This window comes from Microbulbifer sp. ABE4_465 (assembly GCF_056160765.1).
This window is the reverse complement of sequence record NZ_JBSWXV010000004.1, coordinates 229194-242757: the sequence shown is the minus strand read 5'-3', so window position 1 is coordinate 242757 and position 13564 is coordinate 229194. Positions and strand designations below refer to the sequence as shown.

At 59.1% G+C, this 13564-nt stretch carries 11 protein-coding genes; 5 read left to right on the top strand and 6 right to left on the bottom strand.

Features of this window, described 5'->3' with window-relative positions; all coding sequences use genetic code 11:
- Positions 1 to 15 precede the first annotated feature (15 nt).
- Together tsaE and ACXAG1_RS09685 are read right to left on the bottom strand one after the other, a co-directional pair.
- Positions 16 to 489: a tRNA (adenosine(37)-N6)-threonylcarbamoyltransferase complex ATPase subunit type 1 TsaE gene (tsaE, locus tag ACXAG1_RS09690; RefSeq protein WP_475093912.1), complete on the bottom strand. Its 474-nt coding sequence runs from the start codon at positions 487 to 489 to the stop codon at positions 16 to 18.
- Between the two features lie 48 nt (positions 490 to 537).
- Positions 538 to 2082: an NAD(P)H-hydrate dehydratase gene (locus ACXAG1_RS09685; RefSeq protein ID WP_475119602.1), complete on the bottom strand. Its 1545-nt coding sequence runs from the start codon at positions 2080 to 2082 to the stop codon at positions 538 to 540.
- 135 nt (positions 2083 to 2217) lie between these two features.
- On the opposite strand from ACXAG1_RS09685, the gene queG reads away from it, so the two are divergent.
- The gene (gene queG / locus ACXAG1_RS09680; protein ID WP_475119601.1) at positions 2218 to 3354 is read left to right on the top strand and encodes a tRNA epoxyqueuosine(34) reductase QueG; all 1137 of its coding nucleotides are present in this window, start codon (positions 2218 to 2220) and stop codon (positions 3352 to 3354) included.
- Positions 3355 to 3740: 386 nt separating this feature from the next.
- On the opposite strand, the gene orn is transcribed toward queG, so the two are convergent.
- Positions 3741 to 4283, bottom strand: a complete 543-nt coding sequence (gene orn, locus ACXAG1_RS09675) for an oligoribonuclease (protein WP_475119600.1) — start codon at positions 4281 to 4283, stop codon at positions 3741 to 3743.
- A gap of 124 nt (positions 4284 to 4407) precedes the next feature.
- On the opposite strand from orn, the gene rsgA reads away from it, so the two are divergent.
- The 4 genes from rsgA (at position 4408) to ACXAG1_RS09655 (ending at position 8859) form a co-directional block, all read left to right on the top strand.
- Entirely contained in the window at positions 4408 to 5439 is a 1032-nt protein-coding gene (gene rsgA, locus ACXAG1_RS09670; RefSeq protein ID WP_475119599.1) for a small ribosomal subunit biogenesis GTPase RsgA, read from the top strand.
- A gap of 63 nt (positions 5440 to 5502) precedes the next feature.
- A complete protein-coding gene (locus ACXAG1_RS09665; protein ID WP_475119598.1) occupies positions 5503 to 6309 on the top strand; it encodes a sulfurtransferase in 807 nt (268 codons plus the stop codon).
- A 268-nt stretch (positions 6310 to 6577) separates the two neighbouring features.
- Positions 6578 to 7429: an archaetidylserine decarboxylase gene (asd, locus tag ACXAG1_RS09660; protein ID WP_475119597.1), complete on the top strand. Its 852-nt coding sequence runs from the start codon at positions 6578 to 6580 to the stop codon at positions 7427 to 7429.
- Positions 7430 to 7644: 215 nt separating this feature from the next.
- Entirely contained in the window at positions 7645 to 8859 is a 1215-nt protein-coding gene (locus ACXAG1_RS09655; protein ID WP_475119596.1) for an MFS transporter, read from the top strand.
- Positions 8860 to 8864: 5 nt separating this feature from the next.
- Here the strand turns inward: ACXAG1_RS09655 and ACXAG1_RS09650 are convergent, their stop codons facing one another.
- The 3 genes from ACXAG1_RS09650 to ACXAG1_RS09640 all read right to left on the bottom strand — a co-directional run bounded on the left by ACXAG1_RS09650 (position 8865) and on the right by ACXAG1_RS09640 (position 13549).
- Complete coding sequence (locus ACXAG1_RS09650; RefSeq protein WP_475119595.1) at positions 8865 to 10250, bottom strand: HD-GYP domain-containing protein; 1386 nt, start codon at positions 10248 to 10250, stop codon at positions 8865 to 8867.
- A gap of 310 nt (positions 10251 to 10560) precedes the next feature.
- On the bottom strand, positions 10561 to 11643 hold the full coding sequence (gene hemE / locus ACXAG1_RS09645; protein ID WP_475119594.1) for a uroporphyrinogen decarboxylase: 1083 nt from the start codon (positions 11641 to 11643) through the stop codon (positions 10561 to 10563).
- Between the two features lie 487 nt (positions 11644 to 12130).
- Positions 12131 to 13549 carry an FAD-dependent oxidoreductase gene (locus ACXAG1_RS09640; RefSeq protein WP_475091479.1) on the bottom strand — a complete coding sequence of 473 codons (1419 nt, stop codon included), beginning with the start codon at positions 13547 to 13549 and terminating at the stop codon, positions 12131 to 12133.
- Positions 13550 to 13564: the final 15 nt, after the last annotated feature.

Sequence of the window (13564 nt, the reverse complement as noted above, 5' to 3'; positions counted from 1 at the left end):
ACGGCTTTAAAGCTTTCAGCTCTCGGGAAAAGTGACCCCGGCCAGTAACGCAGCGCCAGCTTCGCTGACTGCTATCAATTTTAGCGCGCGGCCCGTGTCCTGCAGCTGAATTTCAATCTGCAGATCAGGCGCCGGCAATATACCCGCGCCCCGCTCCGACCACTCCACCAGGCTCAAGCTACCGGGGCCGAAGTAATCCCGCACCCCCATGTACTCCAGCTCTTCCGCATCGCCCAGGCGATACAGGTCAAAGTGGTAAACCCGCTCTGTGGAAAACTCGTAGGGCTCCACCAATGTGTAGGTCGGGCTCTTTACCGCACCGCGGTGGCCGAATGCGCGCAATACGCCGCGGCTGAAGGTGGTTTTACCAGCGCCCAGCTGGCCACCAAGAAAAAACACCAGGCCATCGGCCATACCGGTATCCAGGCACGCCTGTCCCAGCGCCTCACCGGCGGCGACGGTAGCCGCCTCGCCGGCAAGGTACAGCATTTTCTCCACAGGCTGCTCGCTCACTGCTTCGACCTCTATCTACCCGACTTAATCCACAAGCCCACGAATATGTGGCAAAAGGTCTGTGGCCAGCAATCCGCGCTGGCCATCGGCGGCGGCGCGGTTGCCGGCTTCGCCGTGCAACCAGACACCCAGGCGCGCGGCTGCGGGCAGATCCATACCCTGACCAATCAAAGAGGCGATCACTCCGGTGAGCAGGTCTCCCATACCCCCGGACGCCATACCCGGGTTGCCGGTATTGATCACATCCACCCCATCGGCGTGGGCGATTACGGTGCCTGCGCCTTTTAATATCACCACACCGCTGAATTTCTCCTGAATATTGCGCGCGGCGGCTACCGGGTATGCGCGGACCTCGGCATTGGAGATACCCAACAAGCGCGCGGCCTCGCCGATATGCGGGGTCAGCACCCAGTCATCGCGTTTGATACCGGCGAGCACGCGGCCACCGGCAAGGATATTCAGCGCATCGGCATCCAGCACCAGTGAGGCTTTGGCGCGACCGGCGCGGGCCAGCAGCTGTTCACTCCACGGAGACTGGCCGAGGCCCGGGCCCACGGCGATCACGTCCGGGGTTTCCAGCAGCGGCTCCAGTTCCTGGCCGGACACCACCGGGTGTGCCATCACTTCCGGGCGGCGGGTAAGCGATGCCATCACGTGTTCCGGGCGCGTCGCCAGAGAGATCAGGCCGCTGCCACAGCGCGCCGCTGCCTCTGCGGCCATCATCGCCGCGCCGCCAAAGCCGTGGTCGCCGCCGACGATCATCACATGACCGAACTGGTTCTTGTAACTGTCTACCGCGCGGGCGGGCAGTCGCTCGAGGCTCTCACCGGTATGGCGGGTCAGCAGCGCCGGTACCTGTGGATAAATCTCCGCAGCTGCGCCCAGATCTTCAAAAATCACCTCGCCGGTGAGCGCCGGGCCGCGCCCGAGGAACAATCCTGCCTTGCGGGCGATAAAGGTGACGGTGGCATCGGCGCGCACCGCGCTTCCACTCTCCTCGACAAATCCGCTGTCCGCATTCAGCCCGGATGGCAGGTCTACGGCCAGCACCGGCGCGTCGGCGTTGTTGATATGTGCAATCGCCACATCCATGGGCGCGCGCAGCGCACCACTGAAACCGGTACCCAGCAAGGCATCCACCAGCACGGTGTTCTTTTCCACTGCGGGCATTGCACCCAGGCTTGTTACCAGCGCGGCTCCCTCGCGCTCGGCAAATCCGTAGGCTTCCAGTGCCTCGCCCTTGAGCTTGTCCGCGGGCACACCCACAAACACCGTCACCGGGATCTGACGCTGGGCGGCCAGCCCCGCGATCACATAGCCGTCGCCACCATTGTTGCCACCGCCGCAGAACACCTGGATCCCACTCACCTCAGGCCAGCGGCCGCGCAGGCAGTCGAAAGCCGCGCGACCGGCGCGTTTCATCAACGCGATGGCGGGGATCTGCTGCTGGCTGATGACCAGCTGATCCAGCTGGCGCACGGCCTCGGCGCTGTAGAGTTTCTGCGCTAACTTCTGCGAGGGCTTCTGCGCGCGAGCACCTTCCGCGGTCATTGGGTTTTGGCTATCCATAAAATCCGTACTGCTTCCGACTGTGGTCAATTTTTAAACTGTGGCAAAATACCGGCAATTATACCGCCTCAACCCCGGAACCGCCGCACGCGGCCACCGCCAATTTCAGGATCACTCCGGCACAAGCAGCACTGAATGACCAATTCCGCCTTTCCCTACATCCCAGAGCCCTCCCCGGAGACCATGGCCGATCTCGCCGCGCAGATTCGCCAGTGGGGGCAGGAGCTGGGTTTTCAGCAGGTGGGGATCACCGACTGCGAACTGACCCGGCACGGCGAGCGCCTGCAGGCGTGGCTGGATGCGGGTTACCAGGGGGATATGGAATGGATGGGCGCCCACGGGGAAAAGCGCTGGCGACCGGAACTGCTGGAAGAAGGCACCATTCGGGTAATCAGCGTGCGCCTGGACTACTTACCACCGGATACCCAGCCAGTACGGATTCTGAAAGACGCCAGCAAGGCGTACGTCTCCCGCTACGCCAACGGCCGCGATTACCACAAACTGATCCGCAAGCGGCTCGCGCAACTGGCGCAGCAGATTGACCGCTACTGCGAGGAGCGCGGCATCGCCTCCCGCGGCCGGGCATTTACCGACAGTGCTCCGGTGATGGAGCGGGCCCTGGCGGAAAAGGCGGGACTGGGCTGGATCGGCAAGAACTGCATGGTGATCAACAGCCAGGCAGGCAGCTGGTTTTTCCTCGGCGAGATCTACACCAACCTGCCGCTGCCGGTGGATGTAAGCGAAGAGCCCAATCAATGCGGCGAGTGCACCGCCTGTCTGAAGGTCTGCCCCACCGATGCCTTTGTCGATGCCTACACCCTGGATGCCCGCCGCTGCATTTCCTACCTGACCATCGAAAACAAGGGCGCCATCCCGGAAGAATTCCGCGAGGCCATGGGCAACCGGGTATTCGGCTGCGACGACTGTCAGATCATCTGCCCCTGGAACAAGTTCGCCACCCCCACCAGTGAAAAAGATTTCCACCCCCGACACGGGTTGGACAGTGGTGCTTTGACGGATCTATTCCGCTGGTCCGAGGAAGAATTCCTGAAGAAAACCGAGGGCTCTGCGATTCGACGGATCGGGTTTGAGCGCTGGCAACGGAACCTTGCGGTTGCCCTTGGCAATGCCGATCCTGCGCCGGAGATTTTCGAAGTTTTAGAGAACGCGTTAAATTCCACAACACCGCTGGTTGCAGAGCATATTGAGTGGGCTTTGGAGCGGCTGCGCAGCGGGCGACGGCGGAAACGGAAGATTAAACGGGCTTGTTAGTATCTTCTTGGCTCGGTGGCTCAGGGTGCTCTGTTGCCAGTTTTGTGGCGCTGAAGCGCCGGGTATCTGTTTCCAAAACCGCTGTGAATACATCCCTGTACGCTGCGTCGGCGACGTCCCTGTCGCCGACGCTTTTGGAAACAGATCCCCGTCACTCCATCTTCGATTTTAAGTGTGGTACTTCGTTAGCAACCAGCCACCTGCCGCTTACGAAGTAAAAAATTTCAATGCGAAGGACGGGTGGCGGGGGCGGGTTTTCGGGAGCGTCGCAAACAGGATGTTTGCGCCGCAGCGCCCAGGGATGGGTTCACAGCGGTCCCGAAAACCCGCACCCGGTGCCCGGCCGCCACCCAAGTAAAAACAGAGCGCCAAGAAACCACCAAACCTCAACTCATACGAAAAAAGTGCTCACGATAGTGCTTCAACTCGTTGATAGAATCGTGAATATCATCCAAAGCCAGATGTGATGAAGTCTTCTTCACCCCATCCAACACATCGGGCCGCCAACGACGAGCCAGCTCCTTGACCGAGCTGACATCCAGATTGCGGTAGTGAAAATAGCGCTCCAACAGCGGCATATATTTCACCAGGAAACGGCGATCCTGACCGATAGAATTGCCGCACATGGGCGAGGCACCCTCAGGCACCCACTGGCCGAGAAACTCGATCGTCTCCCGCTCCGCCTCATGCTCACTGATCTGAGACTCCTTCACCCGGGCGACCAGGCCAGAACCACCGTGCTGTTCGGTGTTCCAGTCATCCATCGCATTCAGCAGCGCATCACTCTGGTGGATCGCCATCACCGGCCCCTCCGCCAGCACATTCAGGCGGGAATCCGTCACCACCGTCGCAATCTCAATGATGCGCTCCTTCTCGGGATCGAGGCCGGTCATTTCCAGATCGATCCAGATCAGATTATTCTGATCCACAATAGTCTCCTTAACAGCCGCAGACGGCAGTGACCCACTGGTTAACATGAGGATAGCGGGCAAGTTACCGCAACCATCCACCGATGCAAGTTATAATCCGCCGCTTTCCACAACCCGAATCCTCATGAGCAAGCGCAAACTCAACCGCCGCCAGCAGTGGCGTATCGCCAAAATCCAGCAGGAGCGGGAAGCCCGCGCGCGCAAGCGGGAGGAAAATCTCGACCAGGCCGCGGAAGAGGGCGACCTGGGGCCGGAGCAGACCGGGCTGGTCATTGCCAACTACGGCAGCCAGGTGCTGGTAGAGAGCGATGCCGACAGTACACTGCGACAGCGCTGCCATATACGCGCCAATATCGAAACCCTGGTCACCGGTGACAAGGTCGCGTGGAACCCCGCCACCGGCGAATCCACCGGTGGCCTCGGTGTTGTCGGCGCGCGCATGCCGCGCCATTCCGAGCTGCAGCGCCCGGACCGCTATGGCGACATGAAAACCGTCGCCGCCAATATCGACCGCATCCTGATCGTCATCGCTCCCTATCCCGAACCCTTCGCCAACGCCATCGACCGCTATCTGGTGGCCGCAGAAACCACCGGTATCCAGCCGCTGCTGCTGCTAAACAAGATCGACCTGATCGACGACAGCAACCGCGCAGCGCTCGAAGAGCTGCTCGCACCCTACCCCGATCTAGGCTACCCAGTACTCAAGTTATCCACAAAGACCGGTGAAGGCCTCGATGGATTACTGGAAACCCTCGCCCAGGGCACCAGCGTCTTTGTCGGCCAGTCGGGCGTCGGCAAGTCGTCCCTGATCAACGGCCTGTTACCGGGCACCGACGCCCGCACCGGCGCGCTGTCGGAAGCCACCGGCAAAGGGACCCACACCACCACCGCCGCGGAACTGTTTCATCTGCCCAGTGGCGGTGATCTGATAGACTCCCCCGGCATCCGCGAGTTCGGCATCTGGCACATGAGCGAACAGGAATTGCTGGAAGGCTACGTGGAATTCCGCCCGTTTATCGGCCATTGCCGCTTCCGCGACTGCAACCACCAAGGCGAACCCGGCTGCGCCATTCAGGAAGCATTGGAACGCGGCGACATCAGCCAGCGCCGTATGGACAGCTACCTGCACCTGCGCAACAGCCTGGAAAACGACTGAGCCAACACAATTAAGCCCAAACGACAGGCCGAACAAAGAAGCTACATTAACAAGGAATCTTCCGTGAGCGATGTACCCCTGATCCTCGAACCGGAACAACTGGCACCCCTGCTGGAACACGAAGAAATCCGTGTCATCGATCTAAGCGCGCCCGCCAACTATCTCAACGGCCACATCCCCGGCGCCATCGGCCTCCCCTTCCAGGCCCTCATGGCCGGCACCCCACCCGCGCCGGGCAAACTGCCCTCGGTAGAGCGCCTCACCGAAGTCATGCGCGCCATCGGCCTCACTCCTGAAACCCATGTGGTCGCCTGCGACGACGAAGGCGGCGGCTGGGCCGGGCGATTGCTGTGGACCCTGGAAGTGATTGGCCACAAGAAATACAGCTACCTCAACGGCGGCATGATTGCCTGGAAAAATGCGGGCCTGCCGCTTACCAATGAAGACGTATCTGTTACCCCCAGCAGCATCGATGTTCAAATAGCCAGCGATGCCCCAATGATCGACGCGCAACAAATCCAGCAGCGCCTAGAGCAAAACGACCTGCAGATCTGGGACGCCCGCTCCCCCCCCGAATATACTGGCGAGCGTGCTGTCGCCATGCGCGCGGGGCATATTCCCGGCGCGATCAACTGCGAATGGACGCAGCTAATGGATCCGCAACGAGACATGCGTATCCGCACCGACGCGAAAGCATTTCTCGCGGCGCTTGGTATCGACGGTGAAAAAGAAATCGCCACCCACTGCCAGAGTCACCACCGTTCGGCGTTTACCTGGCTGGTTGGGAAATCCCTCGGGTACCCGATCAAGGCGTATCCTGGCTCCTGGAGTGAATGGGGAAATTTACCGGATACGCCGATTGAAATTTGATTCAGTGCCATTGTTCACTGGATTCCCGCCTACGCGGGAATGACGGATTCATACTTTCTAACGAAGTAGAGAAATACCAACCGAAGACAAGGTGCCGGGTATGGCTTTGTGAGGCCTTCAAAAACAGGATGTTTTTGCAGAGCCCCCAGGGATGGGTTCACGGCGTGTCTCACAAAGCCATACCCGGTGCCTTGTCGCCACAAAACGACAAGCAGAGCTCCTGTTGAGCCTGCCACCAAACCCAAATAAACGGGACCACAGAAATTACATGCACCCGAAACTATTTATCTTCCTGCAATACATCACTCCCCAGCACCTGCTCTCGCGCGCAGCAGGATGGCTCGCGGAAACCCGCATCGGCGGCATCAAAAATCCATTCACCAAATGGTTCGTGGAAAAATACAAAGTCGACATGAGTGAAGCACTCGAAGAGGACTACACCGCCTACACCTGCTTCAACGACTTCTTCACCCGCGCCCTAAAAGAAGGCGCCCGCCCCATCGTCGAAGGTGAAAGCACCATTGCCGGCTGCGCCGATGGCGCCATTAGCCAGCTTGGCGAAATCCACAACGGCAGAATTTTCCAGGCCAAAGGCCAGGATTACAGCCTGCTCGAACTGGTCGGTGGCGACCCCGAAGTAGCCGCACAATTTACCGGCGGTAAATTCGCAACCGTTTATCTGTCACCAAAAGACTACCACCGCGTGCACATGCCGTTAGACGGCGTTCTTCAGCGCATGATCTACGTCCCCGGCGAACTCTTCTCGGTAAACACCACCACTGCAGAAAATGTCCCGCGCCTGTTCGCCCGCAACGAACGCCTCGTGTGCATCTTCGACACCGCGGCTGGCCCCATGGCGATGATTCTTGTGGGCGCCATGATTGTTGCCGCTATCGAAACCGTATGGGCCGGACAGGTTGCACCCATCAAGCGTCAGATTCGCACCACCCGCTACGACGAGCAAAAACCCATCGCGCTGAAAAAAGGCGAGGAAATGGGTCGCTTCAAGCTCGGCTCTACCGTGGTACTGCTGTTTGGTGCCGACAAGGTAAATTGGCTGGAAGAACTGGCTGCGGAAACACCGGTGAAAATGGGCGAACATTTTGGGGATCTGATTTAGATCCTTTTTTCGAATTTCTCGAAAGCCATTACGAAGCCCGTCATTTCGGGCGAAGGTGGCGATACCGGGTACTTGTTGGCGAGACCTTCCGCGAGAGGGACCTCGCGGAAGAGCCCCCAGGGATGGGTTCACGGCGTGTCTCGCCAACAAGTACCCGGTAGCGGCGCCGCCACCAAGTCCTGATCGAGCGACCCACTCAACCTGCCAAATAAACTATGCCCGCAGTACCAGCCTTCATTCGCACCAACCCAAAACTCGCCTTTTTCGCACTGCTTGCCGTCGCCGCTTCCGGCTTTGGCCAGACATTTTTCATCGCGATTTTCGGCGGTGCACTGCGGGAAGAATTTAATCTGAGCAACAGCTGGTACGGCGCAAGCTACAGCGGCGCCACTCTGTTATCTGCCTTCGTATTATTGGGAGCGGGCACACTGGTGGATCGCTGGCCCCTCAAGCGAGTGGCTGCGCTCGGTGTTTTACTATTGTGTGGAGGCTGCCTGGTACTAGCATTCGCGCAATCCGCATGGATGCTGCTACCGGGATTTTTCCTGCTGCGCTTCGCCGGCCAGGGCTTTATGACCCATATGGGAATGACAACCGCGGGACGCTACTTCACCGCCAATCGCGGCAAGGTGATTGCACTAGCCGCACTGGGGTTCCCCATCGCCGAGGCACTACTGCCCACCAGTGGCTCGCTGATTATCCAGCACAGTGGCTGGCGCAGTGTATGGCTGTTGTCTGCAGGACTGTTACTGCTCGCGATCCTGCCTTTGCTGCTCTGGCTTGCCGGCAATGCCGGAGAGGATAGCCCGCAATCATCCCAGGCAACTTCGGAAAATGAAGGCGACTACACCCGTGCGCAGGTACTTCGCGATCGCGGATTTTATTGCTTGCTTCCCGCCGCGCTGATGACGCCTTTTGTGGTGACCGCGGTGCTGTTTCACCAGGGTGCCATTGCCGATGAGCGGGGCTGGTCACTTTCGGTTTTGGCTGGCGCCTTTGGGGGCTATGCGGCTGGGCACCTACTTGCGCTGTTTTTCGCAGGCAGTCTGGTTGACCGCATTGGCGCACAGCGCAGCTTGCCCATTGCGCTGACACCAATGATTGCCGCGCTGGTGCTGCTCGCATTTAGTGACGCGCCGTGGGTGCCATATGTTTACCTGGCAATGATTGGTGTTGCCCAGGCGGGTACAGGTACCGCGGGCAGTGCACTGTGGCCGGAGCGCTATGGCAGCACGCATCTGGGGGCAATTCGATCGATTTCTCAGGCGAGCATGGTGTTTTCAACGGCAGCTTCGCCGCTGCTGATCGGAATGATGCTGGATCGGGGAGTAGATGTGATGGGTGTGGCGCTATCGCTTGCGCTTATCGTGCTGCTGGCAAGCCTGCTGACACTTGCCGCTGCGCCGACAGCAAAGCAACAAACAGATTAGCTGGCTCAGCTCGACAGGCGTGCCGGCAGGAAGCGGGCAACGAATGCCGGCAGGCGCTGTTCGTACAGATACTGGTCGCGCACCTTGGCCACATCAATTCCTGGGTAGCGGCACGGATCCATATCCTGGGTGATGGTGATGAGACCGACTTCGGCGAGTGACTTTTTGCCTTTCTTCACCAATGCCTGCTTGCGATCGTCATCCGCAGCCATATCGAACAGGCGAGGCTTGGCGAGCAATTTTTTTTGCGCGTCGGTGACCAGCATCACCTTGGGTTTCAGACGGCGCTGGTGGCTCTGCTCCACCACCACAGCGATTTCTCCCGTGGAAAGCTCGACCTGAGTGCCCGTCGGATACAGGCCAATAGACTGGATAAATTCCACCACCAGCTGCTCCTGGAACGCAGAATTGCGCAGGTCGTAGAGTTGCGCCACCGCCTTGGAGGGGGGCACGGGGAATTCGGCACCACGGGGATTGGTGGCCTCATCGTAAAAGGTCACGATTCCACACATGCGCGCCAGCACCGGAATCTGGCCACCGCGCAAGCCTTTGGGATAGCCGCTACCGTCATACTGCTCCTTGTGACACTGCACAATGGTCAGCACGTTACGATCGATATTCGGGTCAGCCGAGAGCAACTTTACGCTGTAATCGACAAATTTTCGGTATTCCAGCTCTGCACGCGGGTCGCGTTTTTCGGCTTTTAACACAGGATCGGACAGGTAAAGCTTGCCTACGTCTTTCAGCAACGTGGCAACACCCAATTGCACCAGCTCTTGCCGCCGCAAACCAATATGTCGGCCAAATACCACCGCCCATACACTGGCGCGAACCGAGTGGCTGTAGGTGTGCTCATCTTTTTCCCGCACCCGTGCCAGCCAGGAGAAAGCATCCGGGCTGCGCAGCACGCTATCGACCATCTGCGAAACGGTGTGATTGACCTGAGCGGTCGGTAGTGGCTGATTCGACTTCAGCTGCACCATTACCTGATGCATGCCCTGGATAATACGCGCGTGCAGCTGTCGTGCCTTTGGCGCCTCTTTGCGCACTGACTCCGGGGCAGCATAGCTGTTGTGCCGAACATGCACGGGCTTGCAGTTGATGGCGACGGGAATGCGGCGCGGGGAGCCCTTTGCGGGAGATTCTTTTGCCGTCGATTCAGCGGCGGCGCGGGTGATTTTGCGCAGTTTTACGCCAACATCACCCACGGTTTTGACCACATCCACATACACGTAGCGGCAGTACTTCTGCAGCTGTCGGATTTCTTCCAGGTCCCGAATATAGAAGCCTTGCAGGGCAAATGGAGTCCGCGTCCACGGGCGATCCAGGCGAGACACAAACATGCCTCGCTGCAGGTCTTCAACGAATACCTTCGCTTGTTGGATTGCCACTAGATGAGTGCCGAGTTAACCGTTTGAGTTTTGTTTTAAATATTCTTCACAGCCGGGCCTGTGCGTGCTGAATAGCGCGACAAATTAAATTTGTCTGACACAGACAGTACCCCGCCGTGGGAGAGCCAATGCGGAGTGAATTGTCACACAAGTCTACTTTCTAGTAGACACTTTAATTGTGATGAATATCACGGATTAGCACCCAAACACCAGCCCGCGGGGAACCTTTCGCCAGACAAGCTTCCAGATTGACGCGCAAATCAACACCCGGGATCCAGAAGCGGTCCGATTGCCCCTCCTAGCACCGTATTTATTCGCCGTGGTATTGCCCGGAGTACTCTACCACCGCATCAAACATGGCACCGGCATGGGCCGGGTCGACCTTAGGGGTAACGCCATGCCCAAGGTTGAAAATATGCCCGCTGCCTTTGCCATAAGCGGAAAGAATCGCCTTTACCTCTTCGCGAATCCGCTCAGGGCTCGCCAGCAGAATGGAAGGGTCCATATTGCCCTGCAGCGCAACCTTGTCACCCACCCGGGCGCGGGCCTTGTTGATGTCGGTGGTCCAGTCCAGCCCCAGTGCCGTCGCACCGGTATCCGCCATCGCCTCCAGCCACTGCCCTCCGCCTTTGGTAAACATAATCACCGGCACCTGACGGCCATCCTGCTCCTTGATCAGTCCCTGCACGATGCGGGCCATGTAATCCAGCGAGAATTCTTTGTAAGCACTATGGCTCAACGCCCCTCCCCAGGTATCGAAGATCTGCACCGCCTGAGCACCGGCACGGATCTGCGCGTTCAGGTAATTAATCACCGAGTCCGCCAGCACGCTCAACAGCTGGTGCATATCCTGCGGGCGGTTGTAGAGCATCTCTTTGGCGCGGGCGAAATCCCGGCTGGAACCGCCTTCGATCATGTAGGTGGCCAGCGTCCAGGGGCTGCCGGAGAAGCCGATCAGCGGCACGCGGCCGTTCAGTTCACGGCGGATGGTGGTGACTGCGTCGGTAACGTAACTGAGGTCCTTGGCTGTGTTCACCACTTCCAGCGTGGCGATATCGGCACTGGTGCGCACGGGCTTCTTGAATTTGGGGCCTTCGCCCTCCTCAAAATACAGTCCGAGGCCCATGGCGTCGGGGATGGTGAGGATGTCGGAGAACAGGATCGCGGCATCCAGGGGATAGCGCTCCAGCGGCTGCAGGGTCACTTCACAGGCCAGTTCTGTGTTGCGGCACAGGTCCATAAAGGTGCCGGCCTTGGCACGGGTAGCGCGGTATTCGGGCAGGTAGCGGCCGGCCTGACGCATCATCCACATGGGTGTGCGGTCGACGGGCTGGCGCAGCAGGGCGCGGAGGAAACGGTCGTTTTGGAGGGGGGCGAACTGGGTATCAGACATGATCACAAGGGCTGGGTAAATGGCCGGCCATTGTACTCTTGAGGCCTCTTTTAGGACAGAGACTCGCCTGACTCCAGATTTATGTGGGTGATTGGGCTGCCCTATTAGAGCTTGGTGGTTCCTATTCGGGTGGCCCAGTGGCGGCTTTGCTACCGGGTGCACCTACGCGGGACACGCCGTAAACCCATCCCTGGGGGCTCGGCTGCGGCCGTCCTGGCCGCAGACGGTCCCGCGTAGGTGCACCCGGTATCAAAACCTTCGCATCAGACTATTGAGACGTTTGGAGCCACGGAGAAACCCGTCCGTGGCTCGGGTTAAACATTGCAGCCAGAATCGAAGGTGCTGATACCGAGAAAGGTTTGCCAGACCTTCCGCGAGAGGGACCTCGCGGAAGAGCCCCCATGGATGGGTTCACGGCGTGTCTGGCAAACCTTTCTCGGTAGCAGCACCGCCACAAAACCCAACTATCGGGACCACAAATCCAGTATTAAACCTCGAGGAAATCGAGGATTCCCTCGGCAGCCTGACGCCCTTCCCAGATAGCAGTAACAACGAGGTCAGAACCGCGAACCATATCGCCACCGGCAAAGACTTTTTCGTTGGAAGTCTGGAATTTGTATTCCTGCTTCTCAGGCGCAACAACGCCACCCCAGTCGGCCACTTCGATATTGTGGTCACCGAACCACTCAGCAGGGCTCGGGCGGAAGCCAAAGGCCACCAGTACAATATCTGCAGGGATGATTTCTTCGGATCCGGGGACCACTTCCGGGCGACGGCGGCCGTTTTCATCGGGCTCACCCAGCTTGGTGGTTACCACCTTAACGCCTTCCACCTTGCCGTCGCCGACAATTTCTACCGGCTGGCGATTGAACAGGAAGCGAACGCCCTCTTCCTTCGCATTCGCCACCTCGCGGCGGGAACCTGGCATGTTCTCCTCGTCACGACGGTAAGCACAGGTCACGCGCTTGGCCCCCTGACGAATGGAAGTACGGTTACAGTCCATCGCAGTGTCACCACCACCCAGAACCACAACGCGCTTGTCTTCCACCGAAATGAAATCTTCCGGCTTCTTCTCAAAGCCCAGATTGCGATTCACATTGGCCACCAGGAACGGCAGCGCATCGTAAACGCCCGGTAGATCCTCACCGGGGAAACCGCCCTTCATGTAGTTGTAGGTGCCCATCGCCAGGAACACCGCATCGTAATCGGCCATCAGCTGATCGAAGGTGATGTCCTTGCCGATCTCGGTTTCCAGACAGAACTCCACGCCCATCTCGGTAAAGATCGCGCGACGCTGCTGCATCACGGATTTTTCCAGTTTGAACTCCGGGATACCGAAGGTCAGCAGGCCGCCGATTTCCGGGTACTTGTCGAATACCACAGGCTGTACGCCATTGCGCACCAGCACGTCCGCACAGGCGAGGCCCGCGGGGCCGGCACCGACCACGGCGACGCGCTTGTCGGTCTTCTTCACCGCGCTCAGATCCGGACGCCAGCCCAGGGCGAAGGCGGTATCGGTGATGTACTTCTCGGCGTTGCCGATGGTCACCGCACCAAAGCCGTCGTTCAGGGTACAGGCCCCTTCACACAGGCGATCCTGCGGGCACACGCGACCACACACTTCCGGCAGGGAGTTGGTCTGGTGACTCAACTCCGCCGCTTCCATGATGTTGCCCTCGCTGATCAGGCGTAGCCAGTTCGGGATGTAGTTGTGTACCGGGCACTTCCATTCGCAGTAAGGGTTACCGCAATCCAGGCAGCGGTGGGCCTGGCTGGCCACCTGCTTCTCGGTGTACGGCTGGTAGATCTCCACAAACTGGTTGGTGCGCGTGATGATGTCTTTCTTGGCGGGGTCCACTCGGCCCACGTCGATAAACTGAAAATCGTTGTTCAGACGCTGTGACATAAGTAAATATCCCCC

Bases quoted from the DNA above. Each gene is read 5' to 3' on its own strand.
- hemE (WP_475119594.1), bottom strand. From the start codon at position 11,643: ATGTCTGATACCCAGTTCGCCCCCCTCCAAAACGACCGTTTCCTCCGC.
- queG (WP_475119601.1), top strand. From the start codon at position 2,218: ATGACCAATTCCGCCTTTCCCTACATCCCAGAGCCCTCCCCGGAGACC.
- ACXAG1_RS09640 (WP_475091479.1), bottom strand. From the start codon at position 13,549: ATGTCACAGCGTCTGAACAACGATTTTCAGTTTATCGACGTGGGCCGA.
- ACXAG1_RS09655 (WP_475119596.1), top strand. From the start codon at position 7,645: ATGCCCGCAGTACCAGCCTTCATTCGCACCAACCCAAAACTCGCCTTT.
- rsgA (WP_475119599.1), top strand. From the start codon at position 4,408: ATGAGCAAGCGCAAACTCAACCGCCGCCAGCAGTGGCGTATCGCCAAA.
- ACXAG1_RS09685 (WP_475119602.1), bottom strand. From the start codon at position 2,082: ATGGATAGCCAAAACCCAATGACCGCGGAAGGTGCTCGCGCGCAGAAG.
- tsaE (WP_475093912.1), bottom strand. From the start codon at position 489: ATGCTGTACCTTGCCGGCGAGGCGGCTACCGTCGCCGCCGGTGAGGCG.
- asd (WP_475119597.1), top strand. From the start codon at position 6,578: ATGCACCCGAAACTATTTATCTTCCTGCAATACATCACTCCCCAGCAC.